The sequence below is a fragment of the Marinitoga sp. 1154 genome (genome assembly GCF_013363285.1).
In the GTDB taxonomy this organism is placed as follows: domain Bacteria; phylum Thermotogota; class Thermotogae; order Petrotogales; family Petrotogaceae; genus Marinitoga.
Window position 1 is genome coordinate 95,169 of the sequence record NZ_LBFB01000005.1, and the last position, 16,656, is coordinate 111,824.

Annotated in this window: 16 protein-coding genes, 1 other RNA gene and 1 pseudogene; all 18 read right to left on the bottom strand. The window is 29.9% G+C overall.

Annotated elements, in window-relative coordinates:
* Positions 1 to 30: 30 nt before the first annotated feature.
* Positions 31 to 768 carry a 3-oxoacyl-[acyl-carrier-protein] reductase gene (fabG, locus tag XO12_RS03930; RefSeq protein ID WP_047265115.1) on the bottom strand — a complete coding sequence of 246 codons (738 nt, stop codon included), beginning with the start codon at positions 766 to 768 and terminating at the stop codon, positions 31 to 33.
* A complete protein-coding gene (locus tag XO12_RS03935) occupies positions 765 to 1,577 on the bottom strand; it encodes an OAM dimerization domain-containing protein (protein WP_175419710.1) in 813 nt (270 codons plus the stop codon). The genes fabG and XO12_RS03935 overlap by 4 nt, the downstream gene beginning before the upstream one ends.
* On the bottom strand, positions 1,574 to 3,130 hold the full coding sequence (locus tag XO12_RS03940) for a lysine 5,6-aminomutase subunit alpha (RefSeq protein ID WP_175419711.1): 1,557 nt from the start codon (positions 3,128 to 3,130) through the stop codon (positions 1,574 to 1,576). Before XO12_RS03940 ends, XO12_RS03935 begins: the two co-directional genes overlap by 4 nt.
* The gene (locus XO12_RS03945) at positions 3,123 to 4,466 is read right to left on the bottom strand and encodes a DNA mismatch repair protein MutS (RefSeq protein WP_175419712.1); all 1,344 of its coding nucleotides are present in this window, start codon (positions 4,464 to 4,466) and stop codon (positions 3,123 to 3,125) included. The genes XO12_RS03940 and XO12_RS03945 overlap by 8 nt, the downstream gene beginning before the upstream one ends.
* Positions 4,454 to 5,437 (bottom strand): hypothetical protein, encoded by a 984-nt coding sequence (locus tag XO12_RS03950; RefSeq protein WP_175419713.1) that lies wholly within the window; start codon positions 5,435 to 5,437, stop codon positions 4,454 to 4,456. Before XO12_RS03950 ends, XO12_RS03945 begins: the two co-directional genes overlap by 13 nt.
* Before the next feature lie 3 nt (positions 5,438 to 5,440).
* Positions 5,441 to 5,851, bottom strand: a complete 411-nt coding sequence (locus XO12_RS03955) for a MaoC family dehydratase (RefSeq protein ID WP_175419714.1) — start codon at positions 5,849 to 5,851, stop codon at positions 5,441 to 5,443.
* Complete coding sequence (ablA, locus tag XO12_RS03960; RefSeq protein WP_047265109.1) at positions 5,838 to 7,130, bottom strand: lysine 2,3-aminomutase; 1,293 nt, start codon at positions 7,128 to 7,130, stop codon at positions 5,838 to 5,840. Before ablA ends, XO12_RS03955 begins: the two co-directional genes overlap by 14 nt.
* Before the next feature lie 14 nt (positions 7,131 to 7,144).
* On the bottom strand, positions 7,145 to 8,179 hold the full coding sequence (locus tag XO12_RS03965) for an L-erythro-3,5-diaminohexanoate dehydrogenase (protein WP_175419715.1): 1,035 nt from the start codon (positions 8,177 to 8,179) through the stop codon (positions 7,145 to 7,147).
* Between the two features lie 4 nt (positions 8,180 to 8,183).
* On the bottom strand, positions 8,184 to 8,999 hold the full coding sequence (locus XO12_RS03970; protein ID WP_047265107.1) for a 3-keto-5-aminohexanoate cleavage protein: 816 nt from the start codon (positions 8,997 to 8,999) through the stop codon (positions 8,184 to 8,186).
* The gene (locus XO12_RS03975; RefSeq protein ID WP_047265106.1) at positions 8,999 to 9,391 is read right to left on the bottom strand and encodes a hotdog domain-containing protein; all 393 of its coding nucleotides are present in this window, start codon (positions 9,389 to 9,391) and stop codon (positions 8,999 to 9,001) included. Before XO12_RS03975 ends, XO12_RS03970 begins: the two co-directional genes overlap by 1 nt.
* 11 nt (positions 9,392 to 9,402) lie before the next feature.
* Positions 9,403 to 10,053 carry a 3-oxoacid CoA-transferase subunit B gene (locus XO12_RS03980; RefSeq protein WP_175419716.1) on the bottom strand — a complete coding sequence of 217 codons (651 nt, stop codon included), beginning with the start codon at positions 10,051 to 10,053 and terminating at the stop codon, positions 9,403 to 9,405.
* Positions 10,053 to 10,706 (bottom strand): CoA transferase subunit A, encoded by a 654-nt coding sequence (locus tag XO12_RS03985; RefSeq protein WP_047265104.1) that lies wholly within the window; start codon positions 10,704 to 10,706, stop codon positions 10,053 to 10,055. Before XO12_RS03985 ends, XO12_RS03980 begins: the two co-directional genes overlap by 1 nt.
* Before the next feature lie 307 nt (positions 10,707 to 11,013).
* Entirely contained in the window at positions 11,014 to 12,195 is a 1,182-nt protein-coding gene (locus tag XO12_RS03990; RefSeq protein ID WP_175419717.1) for a class I SAM-dependent rRNA methyltransferase, read from the bottom strand.
* 84 nt (positions 12,196 to 12,279) lie between these two features.
* On the bottom strand, positions 12,280 to 13,440 hold the full coding sequence (locus XO12_RS03995) for a hypothetical protein (RefSeq protein ID WP_175419718.1): 1,161 nt from the start codon (positions 13,438 to 13,440) through the stop codon (positions 12,280 to 12,282).
* A gap of 133 nt (positions 13,441 to 13,573) precedes the next feature.
* Positions 13,574 to 13,898: RNase P RNA component class A (rnpB, locus tag XO12_RS04000), an RNA gene on the bottom strand.
* A complete protein-coding gene (locus XO12_RS04005) occupies positions 13,898 to 14,809 on the bottom strand; it encodes a TIGR01212 family radical SAM protein (protein WP_175419719.1) in 912 nt (303 codons plus the stop codon). The genes rnpB and XO12_RS04005 overlap by 1 nt, the downstream gene beginning before the upstream one ends.
* A complete protein-coding gene (locus tag XO12_RS04010) occupies positions 14,809 to 16,086 on the bottom strand; it encodes an amidohydrolase (protein WP_175419720.1) in 1,278 nt (425 codons plus the stop codon). Before XO12_RS04010 ends, XO12_RS04005 begins: the two co-directional genes overlap by 1 nt.
* A 378-nt stretch (positions 16,087 to 16,464) precedes the next feature.
* A pseudogene (locus tag XO12_RS04015) lies at positions 16,465 to 16,656 on the bottom strand (hypothetical protein); the annotation flags it as partial.

Below are 16,656 nucleotides of genomic sequence, written 5' to 3' on the forward strand. Positions count from 1 at the left end.
TTTTTGTCCCCCTTTTTTTAGAATGCTAACTTATAATACCAATCCACCATCTACACTAAGTATATGACCTGTTATGAAACTCGATTCATCACTTGCGAGAAATAATGCCGCATTTGCTATTTCTTCTGGTTCTCCCATTCTTTGTAATGTTGTTTTGTTTTTTACTATTTCTATTACTTTTTCTGGCAAATCTTTTGTCATAGGTGTTTTTATAAATCCTGGTGCTATCGCATTTACCCTTACCTGTGCTCCTTTTCTTGCAAATTCTTTTGCCCATGTTTTTGTCATTGCTATTACTCCACCCTTTGTTGCCGCATAGTTTGTTTGTCCTATGTTTCCATATATTCCAACTACTGATGATATGTTTATTATTGATCCTTTACCCGCTTTTATCATTTCTGGTCCAAATTGTTGTGTCATGTTAAATACACCTTTTAAGTTTACATCTATTACCATATCCCAATCTTCTTCACTCATTTTCTGTATTAATGCATCTCTTGTTATTCCTGCATTATTTACTAATACATCAACTTTTCCTTCTTCTTTTATTACTTTTTCTTTAAATTCCTCTATTGCTTTTCTGTCTGTTACGCTTAATTTATAACCTTTCACATTTTTATATTCCTTTTCTAATTCTTTTAATGCTTCTTCATTTAAATCACATGCATATACTTTTTTAGCTCCTTCTTTTGCAAATTTTTCCACCATGGCTTTTCCTAATCCTCTTGCTCCCCCTGTTACTATACATACTTTTCCTTCTAATCTCATTCTTTTTTACCTCCTTGTTTTTTTTCTTGTTGTCTTTTATACATTTCCTGAGCTATATATGAAGCTACATCATCCGCATATGTGTTAGCACCAAATCCTGCATCATAACCTATTTCTTTTACTAATTCATGAGTTATTCTTGGTCCACCTGCTATTAATATTACTTTGTCTCTTATACCTTCTGCTTCTAATAATTCTACTAACTCTGTAAGATGTTTTATGTGAATATTTTTTTGTGTAACTATTTGAGAGACAAGCAATACATCAGCATCAAACTCTATAGCTTTTTCTACAAATTCTTCGGGTGGAACTTGACTTCCCATATTTAATGTTTCAAACATTTTGTATCTTTCTAATCCGTAATGTCCTGCATATCCTTTCATATTCATTATTGCATCTATACCAACAGTATGAGCGTCTGTTCCTATACATGCGCCTATTACTCTAATTTTTCTTCTTATATTCTTTTCAATAAATTCATCTGTTTCTTCCATTGACCATGTTGTTGATTCTACTTTTGGCACATGTATCGAGGTATAATCTACTGTATGTGTACAGCTTCCATATGCAATTATAAATGTGAACCCTTTTGTTAATTCTTTATGATAAACTACCATAGGTTCTTCAAAACCCATTTTTTTCATCAATTGTTTTGCAGTTTCTACTGCTTCATCACCATCTGGTACCGGCAATGTAAAGCTAAGCTGTGTTTTCCCATCATTCATTGTGTCTCCATATGGTTTTATTGCTTTTAAATTTAATGTTTTATCAAAATCTTTTTTCTCTGTAGAATATAATCCTCCACTCATGGTCTTTCAGCCTCCAACATTATTTTAATAAACGGATTAATGTAATTTTCTCCTTTTTCAAATACTCCATCTAATCCTTTTCCACCATCAATTGGTCTTTTTATATTTGCAAATGTTCCTTTTGATAATGATACAAATAATCCATCATGCATCATTTTTTCTAATAATTCTATTGATTTATCTAACACTTCTTGTGCTCTTTTTTGAACAATTCCATCTTTTTTGAATTCTATTTCATCTCCAAGATTTTTCAAATTATTGAATATGTATCTAGCATTTTCTATTGATAGATATCTGTCAGACATAAATGGTGTATGTATAGCTTCTGTTAGCATTCCGAGTAATTGAATACCTTGTTGTGTCCATATTGATATTACGTTAAACAAAGCATCCTGAACATGTCCTTTAAATATATTTCCTGTCATATATTTTGTTGGCGGCATGTATTTTAGAGGTGCTTTAGGAAATATTTCTCTTAACATTTGTGCTTGAGCTAATTCATATAAGAAACCATTTGTAAGATCTGGATTCATTTCAAATGCATGTCCCAATCCCATTTGTTCTTCAGGAATACCCGCCATCAATGCAAGTTGCTCATTTATTAAATCCGAGGTTAATACTGTGTGAGCTTCTTCATATGCATCTGCTGTTGTTAGATAATTATCTTCTCCGGTATTTATTATTATTCCTGAAAATCCATTTATTACACGTGAGAAATATTGATCTATTATTGTTCTTTTCATATTAATATCTCTAAATAGTATTCCATATAATGCGTCATTAAGCATTACATCAAGCCTTTCCATGGCGCCCATTGCTGATATTTCAGGCATACATAAACCCGATGCATAATTAACAAGTCTTATATATCTTCCGACCTCTTCTCCAACTTCATCAAGTGCTTTTCTCATTATTCTAAAATTTTCCTGTGTTGCATATGTTCCACCAAAACCTTCTGTTGTTGCACCATATGGCACGTAATCCAATAAACTCTGCCCTGTTGTTCTAATAACTGCAATTATATCTGCTCCCTGTCTTGCTGCTGCTTGTGCTTGGACAACATCTTCGTATATATTTCCTGTAGCAACTATTACATAAAGATATGGCTGTTTACCTTCACCTAAGTTTTTTATATATTCATTTCTTTTTTTTCTATTATTCTGAATTTTTTTTATCATATTATCAACAAATGGTTTTATTGCTTCGTTTGCTTTTTCAGGAGAATATATTTTTATTTTTGATAGGTCTATTTCTTCTTTTGCAATTTTTTCCGCTATTTCTTGAGGGGTTAGTCCTGTTTCTAATATTGCATTTCCCAATAAAAATGCTGCTCCCTGATCTAATAATCCGATTTCTTTTATATGTTCTACAACGACATTTGGCAATGGAACTTCATTTTCATCAATTCCATCTATTCCTAATAGCCTACATATTGTTCTTTCTACAGATACTGTAGATTTTCTATCTACAAAATCCTGAACGTCTTCTGCTATTTTTTTTGCTAGACTTCTTGCATATTCAATTTTTTTTATATCCAATCCTAATTTACTCATTAAGTGTTTCCTCCTTTTTTAACTTTTCAATTGTTTTTATTAACTCTTCATCTATTTTTAGCAGTTTTGCTATCGTTAATGCTTCTTCTGGAACAATTTCTTTATCTTCTTCAATTAATGTATAGTCTATTATTTCCGTTATATTTTCTGGAGTTATATTGCTTTTTAATTTTTCCTTTTTTATTCCTTTTATTCGTAATTTTCTTATATTTTTGTCGGCCACGTTATTAAAATGCGTTGTTATTAATGTTATTGAATTATGTTTATTAAGTATTTGAATTACACTTTTTACTATTAGTTTTCCTTCATGTGGATTGGTATTTCGGGCTAATTCATCAAGTAATATCATTGCATTATTTTTTTCTTTTATATATTTCAATATTTCATTTAGTTTTAACATTTCAGCTGCGTATGATGATAATCCGTTTAGTGTTGATTGATAATCACCTGATATAAGAAATATTTTGTTTATTATTTTCATTTTAGCAGATTCTGCAGGAATATAGAACCCATATTGCAAAAGAGATTGAGCTAATGCAATTGTCCTTAATATCACTGTTTTACCTGTCATATTTGCTCCAGTTATTAATGTAACACCATTTTTTAATTTTATATTTATTGGCTGATATTTCCCGTTTTTTAATCTATCTTTTATTAATGGATTATATAATCCATTAATACATATTTGATTCGATAATTCAGGTCTGGCTAATTTATATTCTATAGCCTGCTGTGATTTTGCTATTACAAAATCAAGTTCTCCTATGTCATCTAATGCCTGTTTTAATGCTTTTTTATATTTTTTTAATTTATTTGTTAGTTTTTCTCTTATTTTGTTTTCAATTTCCATTTCTTTTATGTATAATTTTTCTTTTTCTTTGTCGTTTGCTTTTTTTCTTTGCTTTCTTATTTTTTTTAGTTCTGTTGAATATGAATCATATATATAAAATGTTGGTAAATTTGTGTTATCTGGATCAAGTATTTTTATAACTTCTTTAAGATCGGGCATTTTTAGATATGAAAATGTTGCTTCTTTTCTTATTTTTTCATAATATATTGAAAAATATTTTATTTCATATAGTTCTATATCATCTAATATATATTCACTGTTTATTCTTTCTATAGTTCTTTTTATATCTTTTATATACATTAAATTATGTTTTATTTTTTCTATTTTTTCTTTTTCTGTATTTATTTTCTTTATTGTTTCTTCTATTTTGTCTAATTCACATTCTATACTATCTTTATCTATGAGAAATTTTAAATTTTTTAATAAATCTTTTCCTAACGGTGTTATTATTTCTAATTTTTGGAATAAATAATCTAATTCAACCATAATTCATCTTCCCTTACATTTATTATTGGTATATCTGTTAATTTACGTAATCTTTTTTTTATTTCATTAGAATCCAATATATATCCTTGTGGTGAATATGGATTTATTGTTATCGCTATTAGATTGGTTTTTTTTAAAACTTTTATTTTACCACCTTTTTTTGTATATATTTTATATGTTTCCGGGGTTATAAAGATTTTTGTGAAATCTTTTACTATAATTTCTACATTTTTCAAATCTTTTTGTTTTATTAAATATTTCAAGAAATTTTCCGTCAACGCTCCTGTTAAATATATTTTTTTCCCATATTCGAGTATATGTTTTTCTAAATTTTTAAATGAAAGTAATGATTTTATAGGTAATTTTTCTATTTTTTCTGCTATTGTATATATGCCATCACTCAGATTTTTTATTTTTTCTTTTTTTTCTGTTTCATCTAATTGAATCATTTTAACTGTATGTATGGTTCTTTTTACCAGCTCATTTATATTTATTGTTAATGCTGCACCTGTTGCAAGAATCATTGCATCTGTTATTACTGGAGAAGCGGGGCTTAATCTGGATAAAGCCCCGTCTATTAATATTAATTCTGCTCCAAACGTTTTTAACTTTTCTATTAATTGTTTTAGTTTTTCAGCACTTTGAGGACCAGCTAATATTATTTTTCCTTTTTCCAATGCTTTAGCTATTATTATCCTTCCCAGAGATGTTCTTAGTTCATCCTCTATTGATAATATTTCAGATGTAAACTTTTTTTGTTTATAGAATTTTTCAGCTGTTGCAAATATTGTTTCTTCTTTTATTTCAATTTCTGGTTTTTTTGTATAGGTAACCTGATCTATAGATTCTCCATCTATACCTATAGAGGTTATTCCTATATTTTTTTTTATTTTTTTTATTAAATAGTTTATTGTTTCTGTTTTTCCTGTGTTTTTTTCTAACCCAACTATTGATATACTTTTAAATTCCACTTTTTATTCTCCCTTGAATAGTACTAATGCTTCACCATCCACTGCAATTTTTCCGTTTTCTTTTATTATTTGTGTTGTTAGTATTAATCTTGATTTTTCATCTATTTTTTCTTTTACTGTTATTTTTATGGTTATCTCTTCATCAAGATATATGGGTTTTAAGAATTTTGTGTCCTGTTTCATATATATTGTTCCAGGACCAGGAAATTCCATCCCCAATACCGCTGATATTAATCCAACACTTAATATTCCATGGGATATTCTTTTTTTAAATACTGTTTTTGATGCAAATTCTTCATCAAGATGAACAGGGTTTTTATCTCCTGTGATCTCTGCAAATGTTTCTACCATCTTTGCTGTAATTTTTCTTTTCACTTCATATGTTTGACCCAATGTTATTTCATCGTATCTCATTTTTTTCCTCCTGATCATATTTTTCTCTTAATTTAGCCCTTTCATGTCTCTCAAGATGATTTGGCTCAAGAGAAATTCTATCCTTACTGTCAAATAATCCTGCTACTCCATACCATTTGTATTTTTCTCTATATATTGTATCGTCTACATCCGTTGTCGTATCTTCTGGTTCATGATATGTTGTTATTACACCTTCATAATTTCTGAGTATTACAGTATGATCTGTTTGAGAAATTAAATAATTCGGCATTAATCTTATTTTCCCTCCACCACCAGGTGCATCCACAACAAAGGACGGAACTGCAAACCCAGATGTGTGACCAATTAATGATTCCATTATTTCGAGGCCTTTTGCTACTGAAGTTCTGAAATGCTCTATTCCCTGAGATAAGTCACATTGATATATATAATACGGCCTTACCCTTATTTTCACCAGTTGATGCATTAATTCCATCATTATATATTTGCTATCATTTATTCCTCTTAATAATACTGTTTGATTTCCAAGTGGTATTCCTGCATCTGCTAATTTCCTACATGCTTCTGTTGATTCTGGAGTTATTTCTTTTGGATGATTAAAATGAGTATTTAACCAGATCGGATGATATTTTTTCAACATATTTACCAGTTCATCTGTTATTAATTGTGGAAATACTACCGGTGTCCTGGTTCCTATTCTTATTATTTCAACGTGAGGTATTTTTCTTAATTCTTTTAATATATATTCAAGCATTGGTATTCCAACCATTAATGCGTCTCCACCTGATAACAATACATCTCTAACTTGTGGCGTGTTTCTAATATATTCTATTGCAGCATTTATTTCATCCATTTTTTTATGAGCATCAGTTTGACCTGCAAATCTTCGTCTTGTACAATGTCTACAATACATAGAACACATATCTGTAATTAAAAATAATACTCTATCTGGATATCTATGAGTTAAGCCTGGCGCAGGTGAATCCTCATCTTCATGTAGAGGATCTAACATATCCCATACACCTTTTACTAATTCTTTAGATGTGGGCACAGCCTGTCTTCTAATTGGACATTTTGGATTATCCGGATCCATTAATGATGCATAATATGGTGTTATAGCCATCCTCAAAGTTTTTAACGCATTTCTTACTCCCTCTTCTTCTTCGGGTGTAAGATTTATTATCTGTTTTAATGTATCTACATCTGTTATTCTATTTTTTATTTGCCAATGCCAATCATTCCATTGTTCTTCTGTAACATCTTTCCATAATGGTATTTCTGTGTAATGTCTTCTATTCATGAATTTTCCTCCCGTTATATATATAATTTTTCAAATAATTTCCTTATTATTTTTGATTCCCTGAGTATTTGAAGCGTTAATTCGGCATGCCCTTTTGTATATCCATTTCCTATTATCATTGTTATATCTTTTCCAACACCTTCTGCTCCTAATGCTGCTTTGGTAAATGATGTTGCCATTGAAAAGAAATAAACGATACCCTCATCTTTTGTTATTAATATTGAAGACATTTCTGTATCTGGAACATTTACATTGTTTATCGTTACATCACAATATTTTCCATTCGTAACTTTTAAAACCTTTTCATATATTTCCACAGGTTTTGTTGCATCTGCCACTATTACATCATGGGCAATATTCATTTCTCTTATTCTTTCAGCATTTTTTTCAGAATATTCCACCACTATTACTTTACCTTTATCACCGGCATTTTTCATTGCCTGATACGAACATAACACACCTGATTTTCCGCCACCACCTATAATACAAACTGTATCTCCTTCTTTCACCAATTTATCTACCTGTGCTGGCGCTCCTGCTACATCCAGTGCTGCCAATGCTAATTTTTCTGGTATATCATCTGGTAATACTGCATAAAGACCTGTTTCAAATAATATTGCCTGACCTTCAATATCTACCTGATCATTTTCTAAATTTATATTTTTTATTTTTTCTATTTTAAGAGGTGTAAGGGACAATGATACCAATGTGGCTATTTTATCTCCGATTTTTAAAGTTTTATCTGGAAAGTCCGGTCCAATTTCTTTTACTATACCTATTAACATTCCGCCTGATCCTGTAACTGGATTCTGCATTTTTCCTCTTTCATTTACTATTTCAAGAATCATTTTTTTCATTTTTTCAGTGTTATGATTACATGCCTCTTTTATCTGGGTAAAACTTGCAGAGTCTATATTTAATGTAATTACATCTATTAATATTTCATTTGAATATATTTTCATATCATTATCTATTTTTTTTGCTGCTTGGGGTAATAATCCTTTTGGTTCTATTACTCTATGTGTTCCAAATGGACAGCCTTTTTTCATAACTTTACCTCCTGATATTTAATATTTTTCTTGCTTCATCCGGTGTGGCTATTTCTCTTCCCAATTCCTTTGCTATTCTTACTATCCTTTCTACTAATTGTGCGTTTGATTTTGCTAATTCTCCTTTTTTATAATATATATTATCTTCAAATCCTACTCTTACATGACCTCCCATTAATATTGCATGTACAGCTAATGGAAGTTCATATCTTCCTATACCAGCAACTGTCCATGTGCTTCCCTGAGGTATATGATTAACTAAATAAACGAGATCATCTATTTCACCCGGGATTGCCCCTGGAACTCCCATAACAAAGTCAAAATGTATAGGAACATCAAATAATCCTTTTTTTACTAATCTTAATGCATTTGCAATATGCCCTCTTTCAAACACTTCTATTTCTGGCTTTATTCCTCTTTTTTTCATTTCATCTGCAAATTTTTCCATATACTCTTCTGAATTTACGAATATATCAGAACCAAAATTTGTTGTTCCAGCTGATAATGTTGCCATTTCTGGATTTAATTCAAGGGGTTGTTTCCTTTGCTCGAATGTATGGTATACTGCTCCTCCTGTTGATGGCTGAAATATCATATTACATTTAGTTTCTATTTTTTCTTTTATTTCTTTATATACTTCATATGATTGAGTTGGATTTCCTTCTTTATCTCTTGCATGAACATGTGCTATAGAGGCACCTGCAAGGTAGCACTCGTATGCTGCCTGAGCTATTTCATCAGGCGTGAGTGGAAGATTTGGTTGTTGTTTTCTTGTAACTTCAGCGCCGGTTAAAGCTACTGTAATTACTAATTTTTCCATTATTTCCCCTTCCTTTGTTTATCTTTTGGAACAACACATGTTCCACTTGCTCTACATACCACTATCGGTTCTTCAAGATAATCTGCCGCTGAATCTGATATATCAGGTCTTGGTGTTATTACTTTTTTTGCTTCAAATACCATTTTTCTCGATGTATTTCCAACTTTTACAATTTCACCTGTCACTTCTATATAATCCCCAGCATATACCGGAGCTATAAACTCTATATTATCATACGCTTTAAATAATCCTTCATCTCCATCATGTCTGATTAGTAATTCTGTTGCAACGTCACCAAACAACTGAAGAATTTTTGCACCATCTACAAGATTCCCTCCATAATGCGCATCATGAAGACTCATTCTAACTCTTATCATTACCTTTTCTCCCATAATTATCCTCCTTAAATTTCCATAATTTTTAAATCTTCTGGAATTATTAGACTTGCATTTGTTATTTCTTTTAGTTCATCAAGGGTTATATCTGGAGCAATTTCTTTTAATACTAATCCTTTATCTGTTGGTTCTATTACAGCATATTCTGTAACTATTAAATCTACTTTCCTCGATGAAGTTAAAGGCAAATTACATTTTTTTACAATTTTTGGTTTTCCTTTTGCTGTATGTGTCATGGCTATTATAACTTTTTTCGCACCTGTAACAAGATCCATTGCACCTCCCATACCTGGAATTAATTTTCCAGGTACCATCCAGTTTGCTAAATGTCCTTCTTCATCTACCTGTAATCCTCCTAAAACTGTATAATCTAAATGCCCCCCTCTTATTAAAGCAAATGAGAAAGCTGTATCAAATGTCATGGCACCAGGCACCGTTGTAATAAATCTCCCACCTGCATTTGTTAAATATGGATTGGAAATTTCTTCTATAACTTCTGTTCCTATACCAAGAACACCATTTTCTCCATGAAAAAATATATTCATTTCTTTCGGTACATAATTTGCAACTAATGTTGGTAATCCTATACCTAAATTTACTATATTTCCAGGTTTAAATTCTTTTGCTACTCTTTTAGCAATTCTCTCTTTTGGATTCATTATTTTCTCCCCCTTATTACGACATAATCAACAAGTGCTCCTGGAATATGAACTTCATCCGGACCAAATGTTCCCGTTGGAACTATTTCATCAACTTCAACTATTACAATGTCTGCCGCCATTGCAATTATTGGATTAAAATTTCTTGCAGTAAATTCAAATTGCAAATTGCCAACATAATCGCATCTTTTTGCTTTAACCAACGCAATCTTAGCTTTTATAGCTTTTTCTATTATATAGCTTTTTCCATCTATTTCTATAATTTGTTTCCCTTCTTCTACTACTGTACCTATTCCAGTAGGCGTTAATATCCCACCAAGTCCTACTCCGCCTGCTCTAATCTGTTCAATTAATGTACCCTGCGGGACAAGTTCAACCTCTAATTCTTTCTCTATATATTGTCTTTGTGTTTCTTTATTTGTTCCTATATGTGAAGTAATTACTTTTTTTACTAATTTGTGAAAAATTAATCTACCTATTCCTTTATCTTCAAAGGATGTATCATTACAAATAATCGTTAAGTTTTTTTTATTTTGTTTTATTAACTCATCAATTAATAACTCAGGTGTTCCAACAGTTAAAAATCCCCCAATCATTAAACTATCTTCGTCGTTAACAAAAGAAATAGCCTCTTCGGCTTTTACTACTTTCAACTAACTCACCCCTCTATTTTTTATTTATGAAAAATTCTTCATAGTTATTATATCTTTTTTAACATTTGATACAAAACTGAAAAAAGAGTGTCTAATTACAAATATCAATGCCAATTCTTATTTAATCTTTTTTAATGAAATTTTTTTCATTCTTTCATATATGAAAGAATAATTTTATGCATACTAAAATTATTAGCATTTTAAAATTATAATAACGAATGTACAACATCGTATAATAAATAAAAAAAACGAATCAAAAAGATTCGTTTTTAGATAATCGCTCCTTTGAATAAATATTAAATTTAATTTATATTTTATAACTTTCTATTTCAAATAAATAAAATTTTAAATACTCAGTTTCCAATATATTGTATATTACGGGATGATCTGGACATTGTGAACCTTTATATATCTGTTTTAATAATATTTTATTGTCTTTCGCAGCATCAAATATTATTTTTTTAAACTCTTCTTCATATACTAATTGGGTACATGATGCTGTTGCAAATAACCCTTTATTTTTTGTTGTTCTCATTGCTCTAAGATTTAATTCTTTATACCCCCTTATAGCATTTTTTATTGATTTTCGTGATTTAGCCAATGACGGGGGATCTATAATTACAAAATCAAAATATATATTAGCATCATCAAATTTTCTTAGTTGGTCAAATGTATTTGTTTCATATAATTCATATTTATCTTTTGGAATATTGTTTATTTTTAATGTGTGTTCCAATACATATAATGCTCTATCTGAATAATCCAGGAATGTAACATGTTTGGCATTACCCATCAGCGCATGTACTCCAAAATTCCCTGTATACGCAAATCCATCTAATACTGTCTTATTATTTGCCATTTCTTTTACTTTTAATGCATTATACCTCTGATCCAGGAAAAATCCCGTTTTCTGCCCTAATGTGTCTGCAAAAAATTTAATTCCATTAATCTCAAATGGTATTAACTCTGGTCCTTCTTTATATATCCATCTTTCTTCATAATCAAATCCTTCGATTTTAGCATTTTTTTCATCATCTTTTTCAAATATTCCTTCTGGGTTAAATAATTCTATTAAAGCATCTATTATATATTTTTTTAATCTGTATATTCCAAGTGTATTTACCTGTATTACAAAGTAATTTTCAAATTTATCTATGATTAATCCCGGAAAATAGTCACCCTCTCCAAAGATCAATCTAAATGTTTTTTCTTTGTTAAACAATAATTTTCTATATTCATATGCCTTTTTTATTTTATTTTTTATCCACTCATAATTTATTGTCTCATGTTTTTTTGTAAGAAGGCGTACTCTTATTTTTGAATTGTTATTAATATATCCACGACCAACGAATTTCTTATTATAAAAAACATCTACAATATCTCCATTATCATAATCTCCCAGTATTTTTTCTATTTCATTTTCATATATCCATGAGTGTCCATTTAATATTCTTGATTTTATATTATTTTTCAAATATATATTAGCCATTGTATCTCTCCTTATAATTAAAATCAATATTATTATACCACATAAAAAGCACCACATAATGTGGTGCTTTTAGAATCTCCCATATTAAAATCCTACTGACATACTGATATTCACAGATGTATTTCTTGCATTGAACAATTCTTCCAGAGCTTGTGCCTGTGTGCTCAACGAAGCATGAACTTCAGCAAGATATACATTTACACCAAACCCACCATTAAATGTCCAGTATTCAAATGTGTCATAATCTGTATTAATACTATAATTCTTTATTTCTGCCCAGAACGGTAAAAATCCCCAGAATAATCTTTGACCAGCAGCTACTCCCCATACAAAATCATTTGTTTCTGGTGCATATTCAATTGATGGAACGAAATCTAATAATATTGGTAATGTTATAAAAAATGTCATTTTCCATGGTTTGAAATCTGTAAATCTTTCTTCATCACTAATATGGCTAATATTAAAATTTTCAAATTCAAGAGTCTCTGTGCTATAATCAACCACTGCAAATGTATGGGATTTATATATCCCTATACCTTCTGCTATTGGTATATCTTTAATTCCAAAACCTATTGCAGGATAATCTTTTCCAGCAACAAAACCAACATCTAATGTGATAATACCATTGTTTAAGAGTTTATCCATAAGCATATCCATTTCGCTAAATATTCTATCTGGACCATCATGTAATAATGAATAATTATATGGAAGGTTATTTATATCATCTGGAAATGCTGTAATGATATAATATCTATCTCCATCTCCTGCTCTTACAACATCATAAATAGGAATATAACTTTTTATTGTTCCTCCAAAAGAAAAATCTTTCCCTTTTAATCCTATATGTAAACCGCCTCTTGCCAACAATGCATTTCTAAAATCAAGAGTTTCAAAATTATGTTTGTCAATATTTTGTATAGTAAATTCTGGTGCTAAAACAAAACTACCTAGTTTTAATTTTGCAAACATATTAAATTCAACATTTCTGCTTAAAATATTTGAATCACTTAAATCATAATAATTCCCTTCATTTCCAAATATGTTTAAGTCTATTGCTTCTTCCAAAGAATCTAAACTTTCCTGGATTAAACCAGATTTTATTCCTCCATTTATTTCTATAAAATTTCTTGCAGACCACGAAACCAATGCAGAATTCAAATCTTTATTCCATGGAGATAGTGGTTCAATCTGCGAAAAACTTAAAACGCTAAATACAAGTAGTAATACTATCATAATTTTTTTCATATTTTCCCCTCGCTTTCTTAATTATTTTCCTATTTACTTATCGTATATATTTTAAAAAACTTTATTGTTGCTATCTAATTAATATTATACAACATTTTTCCTCGTTTTTCAACTTATTTATTTTTTATTATTTAAAAACAGCGGGGCTATAAGCCGGATTCTGTTTTATCGGTCATTTATCTAAGCGGTCTACCTGGAAGAGGCTAAAAAGCATGCCGGGCAAGCTTACTCTTCCTATTTGACCTTGCTCAAGGTGGGGGTTACCAAGCCATCAGGTTACCCTGATGCTGGTGAGCTCTTACCTCACCGTTCCATCCTTGCCAATAATGGCGGTTTTCATTTCTATGGCCCTATTCCGAGGATTACTCCTCCCGGCAATTAACCGGCACCTTGCCCTTAGAGTCCGGACTTTCCTCATGACGAACTGTATTTCGCCATGCGACCGATCGCCCCACTGCTAATTATTAAGATAATTAAATAATCTTCCCTGATATGTATTTCTTTTTTTCATTTCTTTTTCGAGCATGTTTATTATTTTTATTTTTGACATTCCCCAATTTCCGTGCAAAACACCTGTTTTCGGCGGATCTGCAGCAAGACGATGTATTACTATATCCGGATCAAGATATTCTAAAAATAGGATATTTCTTTCTATAAATTCTTCAAGAGATAGAGGGATAACTTCATCTCTTTCATACATTTTTCCTAAAATTGTACTTTTTGTTATATATAGAGAATGTAATTTTACTCCATCTATTTTTAAAGCGGATAAAATTTTTGCTCCTTCTATTATATCTTCTTTATCATCCCATGGCATATCTACTATCATATGAACTATAATCTCTATATTTCTTTTTTTTGCCCTATTTACTGCATCAATAAATTCAGCAAGTGTATGTCCTCTGTTTAATATTTTTAATGTTTTATAATTTACACTTTGCAAACCAAATTCTAGATATACATCTAACTTTTCTTTATATGACGCAATCAGTTCCAGTTTTTCATCTTCTACTGTGTCCGGTCTCGTTGATATATCTAAAATTACTATTCTATCGTCAACCAACGCTGAATCATAAATTTTTTTCAGCACATGTACCGGTGCATATGTATTTGTATTCGATTGAAAATATGCCATATATTTATTTGCTTTACCTTTATATCTTTCAATCATATATCTTATTTGTTCTGATATCGGCGTTTTGGGTGAAAGTGATGCGAAACCACTTCCTGTTTCTTCACAATATATACAACCACCTGTTCCTCTTAATCCTGTTTTGTTTGGACATGTAAATCCTGCATTTATCGGCAGCCTTTGCACTCTTTCTCCATATCTTTTTTTTAAGTAATCACTTAATTTATTATATAACACTATTTATTCCCCTTTTGTTCATTAAATTTTCTTTCTAACTCAAAATATTTCTCATGAAATTTATTATAATAATCCATTTCTTTTAATTTTGGATACTCACCTTTATAATATACCCATTCACCATTTACCATAGTTGCATACACCTTATTTATAGGTGAATATACTATATGTGACTTTAATCTATTTATATCATTTGGATAAAATTCAAATGAATTTAAATCTATTACAGCTAAATCTGCTTTATAATTTTCTTCTATTCTCCCGATTTTTTCATTTAATGCATAACCTCCATTTTCCCATATCATTCTTAATGCTTCTTCTGTTTTGAATTTTTCTGGGCCTTTGATTTTTTGTAATAAAGAAGCTATTCTCATTTCTTCCCAGAGATTTAATGTGTTATTACTCGCCGCTCCGTCTGTTCCAATTGTTATATTTATTTCATGCTGCAACATTTTTAAAATAGGGGCAATTCCATTACCAAGTTTTAGATTGCTCGAAGGATTATGTGCAACTGTTATTTCATTACGCGATAAAATTTCTATATCTTTTTCGTTTACATGAACACAATGAGCAGCAATTACATTATTTTTAAACAATCCTGTTTTTTCTATATCTTCTAATGTATACATTTCTCTTTCATTTTTTGATTCATATAAATGTATGGTTGTAAATGCATTATAGCGTTTGGTTAACTCCGCAACCTCTTCTAATTTTTTCATAGGACATGTGTATGGCGCATGAGGTCCAAATCCTATTTTTATATTATTTTTATTATGGTAATTTTCAAATAGATAAAGTGTTTCATCTATCCTTTTTTTCCATCCATCATCATTATCATACCCAAGTCCTCTGGTTAAATATGCTCTTATTCCTGTATTCTTTACTGCTTTTGCTGTTCCATTCATAAACAGATACATATCTACAACCGTTGTTATTCCATTTGATAACATTTCTAATATCGATATTAAAGAGCCATAATATGTAATTTCTTCGTTTAATAAATCTTCTCTTGGAAACATTTCATTAAAAAGCCAATCTTTTAATGTTAAATCATCTCCAATTCCTCTAAATATGCTCATTGCTAAATGAGTATGCGTATTTATAAATCCAGGAATTATTAATTTATTTGACAAATCGTATATCTCTATATCTTCATCTATATCCACATTTTCATCTGCTATTTCTATTATTCTATCTTTTTCAACTAATATATCTAACTTTTTTATATCAGCATCAGCACTTATTAATACATATGCATTTTTCAGAAGTTTTTTCATATTTTCACCTCTATCCGTTTTTTAAATTATAACATATTTTTTTTAACATTATTTAAGTAAATAAAAGAATAAAATATAACAAATCCCGAATGGGATTTGTTATAACATTAACTTTTTTTATTTTAGATTGTCTAAAAAGTCTCAAATGAAACGAAGACTCGAAGATTGCCCTTAAAATTATGAATGAAAGCCGTCAAAAAAACAGGACGTTTTTTTGAGTGAAGCTTTTTCATGGATGAAAAATCTGAACGACGGCTGAGAATGAATAATTTTAAGGATTAGCAATCAAGCTGTCTGAGTGAATTTGACTTTTGGACAATCTTTTTTTATTTTTTATTTTCGTATTATTAAAATATAACAAATCCCGAATGGGATTTGTTATATTTTAAACTGATTCAATTTTTTGTTTAGTTCTTCTACTAATTTTTCTAATTCTTCTGCTTTTTCATTTACATTCTCTATTTCTTTGCTTTCTTCTTCTATATCTTTTGTTATTTCGTTTATTTCATTTGATATTTCCAGTATCATTTGCGCTGTTTTATCGCTCGCAGCTGCCATTTCTTCTGTCGA

Excerpts from the sequence above, each read along its gene's own strand:
- XO12_RS03965 (WP_175419715.1), bottom strand. The coding sequence starts at position 8,179 with ATGAAAAAAGGCTGTCCATTTGGAACACATAGAGTAATAGAACCAAAA.
- ablA (WP_047265109.1), bottom strand. The coding sequence starts at position 7,130 with ATGAATAGAAGACATTACACAGAAATACCATTATGGAAAGATGTTACA.
- XO12_RS04010 (WP_175419720.1), bottom strand. The coding sequence starts at position 16,086 with ATGAAAAAACTTCTGAAAAATGCATATGTATTAATAAGTGCTGATGCT.
- XO12_RS03980 (WP_175419716.1), bottom strand. The coding sequence starts at position 10,053 with ATGAATCCAAAAGAGAGAATTGCTAAAAGAGTAGCAAAAGAATTTAAA.
- XO12_RS03955 (WP_175419714.1), bottom strand. The coding sequence starts at position 5,851 with ATGAGATACGATGAAATAACATTGGGTCAAACATATGAAGTGAAAAGA.
- XO12_RS03990 (WP_175419717.1), bottom strand. The coding sequence starts at position 12,195 with ATGGCTAATATATATTTGAAAAATAATATAAAATCAAGAATATTAAAT.
- XO12_RS03975 (WP_047265106.1), bottom strand. The coding sequence starts at position 9,391 with ATGGGAGAAAAGGTAATGATAAGAGTTAGAATGAGTCTTCATGATGCG.
- fabG (WP_047265115.1), bottom strand. The coding sequence starts at position 768 with ATGAGATTAGAAGGAAAAGTATGTATAGTAACAGGGGGAGCAAGAGGA.
- XO12_RS03935 (WP_175419710.1), bottom strand. The coding sequence starts at position 1,577 with ATGAGTGGAGGATTATATTCTACAGAGAAAAAAGATTTTGATAAAACA.
- XO12_RS03940 (WP_175419711.1), bottom strand. The coding sequence starts at position 3,130 with ATGAGTAAATTAGGATTGGATATAAAAAAAATTGAATATGCAAGAAGT.
- XO12_RS03945 (WP_175419712.1), bottom strand. The coding sequence starts at position 4,466 with ATGGTTGAATTAGATTATTTATTCCAAAAATTAGAAATAATAACACCG.
- XO12_RS03970 (WP_047265107.1), bottom strand. The coding sequence starts at position 8,999 with ATGGAAAAATTAGTAATTACAGTAGCTTTAACCGGCGCTGAAGTTACA.
- XO12_RS03995 (WP_175419718.1), bottom strand. The coding sequence starts at position 13,440 with ATGAAAAAAATTATGATAGTATTACTACTTGTATTTAGCGTTTTAAGT.